The following is a 3,404-nucleotide window of genomic DNA, read 5'->3' on the forward strand; positions in this document are numbered from 1 at the left end:
AAAGCGTGGGCCGATCGCCGCTGTCGTTGACGGACTGAGCCGGATTAAGAATTGCCCCAACGCCTACATGTCTGCATTTGAAACCGTGTTCTGCAGAGCGTCCTTAAGCAAGTTGGAAAAGAGGGGGACGTTCTAAATTTTCCCCTAGCAACAGCTAGTCGGTGAGACGACGGCCCGTCCAATGCGCTCGCGGCCTTTGCGGCTGCGGCTCATATGGGTGGGATATGCCGGCGACGGTTGATGAGCAAAAACGCATCTTTTTCGGAGTTCGGCTACCGCAGACGAACCTCCGCGCTCGAAGTTGAAGCAGCCGGTCACGATCGGTTGATGGCCCAAACTGCGTGGTGCGTAGGCCATTCGGCTGCGTGTGGATAGTTCAATCAGGGAGCATGCGCACTGTATTGAGGCGCGCGGCGAGCGCCGCGCGACCCCTCTGACTCAATCAATGGGTGAGCGCGAGTCCTCACCGAATTAAATTTTTCGTCGCGCCTGCACTGCCGATCAGCAAACCTAGCAAAAAGCTCGAGACCGCAACGATGCCCAGCACGGCCAGCGGATTTTCGCCGGTCTGATCTCGGACCATATCGACCGTGCGGCCCGCGAACTCTTGGGTGGTCCCGGCTACTTGCCCGACCCCACCTTTGATTTGTCTCATCGCGTCGCCTGCACCGCTGCCAGTGGCCTCCTGTACCTTGCCTGTCGCCTCTTTCAACATTCCTTTCGCCTCGGTAGTGTCCATTTCCAGTCTCCCAAAAGTTGTTAGCTCAGCAAGGTCTGTCACGCAACCGCCACACCTACGAATCGCGCGCGACTTCGGTCAACTCGTTCTGGGCGGCGAAGCGCACCAGCGCCCGCCGCTGCCAATTTGGTGTAACATAGATGCCAAATGGCAGGAGGTGCTATGACCATGATAGAGAAAATTTCGGCGGATTCGTTGTTGGGCGGACGCTCGGTTTTGCGCCGCGCACCTCGGTCGGGCCTCGAATGGGTGGATATCGTCCGTCACGGCATCTCCTCCCAGGCGCTCGACTCAATGCTTAAATCCATCGCGATTTCGCAGTCAGAACTGGCGCAGGCGCTCGATATTCCCGAGCGGACCTTGGCGCGGCGCAAGCGCGAAGGCGTTTTCAGCCGCGAGGAGTCGGCCAAGTTGCTGCGACTGGCGCGTGTCGCGGCGCGCGCGGCGGAAGTATTCGAAGATCTCGACCTGGCGATCGGGTGGCTCAAGGTGCCGGCAGCGGCACTAGGCGATGCTACTCCGCTCAGTCTTCTCGATACGGACATTGGTGCCGATAGCGTGATGGATACGCTCGGGCGCATCGAGCATGGTGTTTTTGCATGACCTTGATGGCATGGCGGGTAGTGACAGAGCGGTATGCTGATAGCGCCTTTTCGGGCGAAGGTGCGCGCCTCTATGGTGGGCGGTGGAACCCGAAAGGGGTCGCGCTCGTATATACAGCACAGACACAATCGCTTGCGCTCCTTGAGATGCTCGTGCAGGACTCACCGCTGCGGGCGCGGTATGTGATGATCCCGGCGCGAATTCCTGAGACCCTGATCGAGCGGGTCGATGCTGCGATTTTGCCGCCCGACTGGAGAGAGCTCAGTGCACGGACCGAGCTTCAACAGATTGGTGCTATGTGGGCGCAGAAGCGAACGAGCGCGGTGCTTGCGGTGCCGAGTGCGGTCGTCCCCGCCGAAACTAACTATCTGCTCAACCCAAGTCACCCAAACTTCTCGCAGATCGCAATTGGGGTGCGCGATGAGTGGGAAACTGACCCACGGTTGTTGCGGCGCACCGCTCGAAACGACGCATGACAACGTGTCGTCGCCGCGCAACCGGCATTTTGGTTTTCGCAAACGGGATTGAGCTAGAGTTGCGACCGCGCTGGGCACCGCCGCCTGGGAAGACCGCTGCGGGCGCTGAACCACGATGTTTGAAGGCGACTGGGAAAATCTGGTGCCTGATTTCAGGCATGCACCATGGGATTCGAACAGCTCGTTGCGCTTAAGGCGCAGCTGAATCAGGGCGCGAAGGGCAAAGAGGTGGCTCCACGCTCGACGTCACAGCCAGTGGACGTCGCATGGGAAATCAAGCGGCCACCGAAGCCTCGGCGCAAGTCTGCCGACGCAGCCGCGCGCGCGGTCACTACGCTGCAACGACATTTCCCGCGGGCGTTTCCACGCAGTCCGACACCAAAGGTCCCGCTCAAGGTGGGGATTCTTAAGGACGTGCTTGCGAGAGCGGCGTCGCTTGGACTCAGCGAACGACACGCTCGAAACGGCGTGAAGCTCTGGTGTCGTGGCCAACGCTATTGGACGTGTCTCGTCGAAGGCGCTGTGCGCGTGGACCTTGCTGGCGCAGTCGCTGGCGCAGTCACCGCTGCCGAAGCAGAGTACGGGGCAAGTCAGGAGCAGACTCGGATCGCACGCAGGCGGGAGCAGATTGCAAACAAGCGTCGCGCTTGACCCTGTCGAGCGGGACACACATCGCCATCGCGGCTTAGACTTGACATAAATAGTATTGCCCCTTTTCTGGCAGAGCCGTAGGAGGGTGGGCGAGCAGCTTTCTGCTGGGCAGGGATCGTTGCAGGCGAGGGCGGAAACGAGTAGGATTAAATCCTACTGACCGGAGGCTGCCATGAGAACAACGCAGCAGATGAGCATCACTTTACCCAACGAGATGGCCGAATTCGTCCGCACAAAGGTCGCAAGCGGCGACTACGCGTCTGACAGCGAGGTGCTGCGAGACGCGCTTCGCGTGCTCCGCGAGCGTGACCGTGCCGTTGAAGCATGGTTACGAAACGAAGTCGTTCCTGCAGCGCAAGCACTTCGGGACGATCCAAGCCGTGCACTATCAGCAGACCAGGTACGTGCCGAACTGAAAAAATCTCGCACGCGCCACGAATGAATTGGCGCGTTCAGTTTGCGCCCGAAGCGCTCGATCAGCTGCAGAGCATTGAAAAGCGCATCGCAAACGCGGGCGCTCCGATGACGGCCGAACGATACGTTAATTCGATCGTCGATTTCTGCATGAAGCTCCAGACATTCCCAGCGCGCGGTGTCGCACGTGACGATTTGCTGCCCGGACTTCGAGTCACTCATTTCCGCAAACGGACCATCATCGCCTATACGATGGAGAAAGAGGTTGTTTCAATCGTTGGTATCTTCTACGGAGGCCAAGATTACGAGGCGGCGCTTACCCTTGATGAAGACCAGTAAAGCACGCTCTCATGCCCGTCATCCTTCAAAAGTCCGTGAACTCACGTATCTCGGTAAGCGAAAACGGTCGTGATTTTACATAAGCTTTATTATCGCATTTTCGGCTGTCAGGGCTTTTTAGTAATGTCCGGTTTGGGCTCATTAGAAATGTCCGGTTTGCTCCTGAAGCGCACGCTGATGGC

General features: G+C 58.8%; 6 protein-coding genes. 5 read left to right on the top strand and 1 reads right to left on the bottom strand.

Going from position 1 to position 3,404, the window contains the following annotated elements; genetic code table 11:
• Positions 1–463: 463 nt before the first annotated feature.
• Positions 464–739, bottom strand: a complete 276-nt coding sequence (locus AWB76_RS38400) for a CsbD family protein (RefSeq protein WP_157696338.1) — start codon at positions 737–739, stop codon at positions 464–466.
• Between the two features lie 162 nt (positions 740–901).
• On the opposite strand from AWB76_RS38400, the gene AWB76_RS38405 reads away from it, so the two are divergent.
• From AWB76_RS38405 to AWB76_RS38420, 5 genes are all read left to right on the top strand, one after another.
• Positions 902–1,342 carry an Xre family toxin-antitoxin system antitoxin gene (locus AWB76_RS38405; protein ID WP_074171509.1) on the top strand — a complete coding sequence of 147 codons (441 nt, stop codon included), beginning with the start codon at positions 902–904 and terminating at the stop codon, positions 1,340–1,342.
• On the top strand, positions 1,339–1,818 hold the full coding sequence (locus AWB76_RS38410) for an RES family NAD+ phosphorylase (protein WP_244173708.1): 480 nt from the start codon (positions 1,339–1,341) through the stop codon (positions 1,816–1,818). Before AWB76_RS38405 ends, AWB76_RS38410 begins: the two co-directional genes overlap by 4 nt.
• A 165-nt stretch (positions 1,819–1,983) precedes the next feature.
• A complete protein-coding gene (locus AWB76_RS43225; protein ID WP_061165295.1) occupies positions 1,984–2,469 on the top strand; it encodes a ProQ/FinO family protein in 486 nt (161 codons plus the stop codon).
• A 172-nt stretch (positions 2,470–2,641) separates the two neighbouring features.
• Entirely contained in the window at positions 2,642–2,911 is a 270-nt protein-coding gene (locus AWB76_RS40015; protein ID WP_074171510.1) for a type II toxin-antitoxin system ParD family antitoxin, read from the top strand.
• The gene (locus tag AWB76_RS38420; protein WP_061165296.1) at positions 2,908–3,222 is read left to right on the top strand and encodes a type II toxin-antitoxin system RelE/ParE family toxin; all 315 of its coding nucleotides are present in this window, start codon (positions 2,908–2,910) and stop codon (positions 3,220–3,222) included. Before AWB76_RS40015 ends, AWB76_RS38420 begins: the two co-directional genes overlap by 4 nt.
• Positions 3,223–3,404: the final 182 nt, after the last annotated feature.

It is taken from the genome of Caballeronia temeraria (assembly GCF_001544795.2).
Lineage (GTDB): Bacteria > Pseudomonadota > Gammaproteobacteria > Burkholderiales > Burkholderiaceae > Caballeronia > Caballeronia temeraria.

What these genes read in the sequence shown, in the direction of transcription:
- AWB76_RS38405 (WP_074171509.1), top strand. Translation starts at nt 902, where the DNA reads ATGACCATGATAGAGAAAATTTCGGCGGATTCGTTGTTGGGCGGACGC.
- AWB76_RS43225 (WP_061165295.1), top strand. Translation starts at nt 1,984, where the DNA reads ATGGGATTCGAACAGCTCGTTGCGCTTAAGGCGCAGCTGAATCAGGGC.
- AWB76_RS38410 (WP_244173708.1), top strand. Translation starts at nt 1,339, where the DNA reads ATGACCTTGATGGCATGGCGGGTAGTGACAGAGCGGTATGCTGATAGC.
- AWB76_RS38400 (WP_157696338.1), bottom strand. Translation starts at nt 739, where the DNA reads ATGGACACTACCGAGGCGAAAGGAATGTTGAAAGAGGCGACAGGCAAG.
- AWB76_RS40015 (WP_074171510.1), top strand. Translation starts at nt 2,642, where the DNA reads ATGAGAACAACGCAGCAGATGAGCATCACTTTACCCAACGAGATGGCC.
- AWB76_RS38420 (WP_061165296.1), top strand. Translation starts at nt 2,908, where the DNA reads ATGAATTGGCGCGTTCAGTTTGCGCCCGAAGCGCTCGATCAGCTGCAG.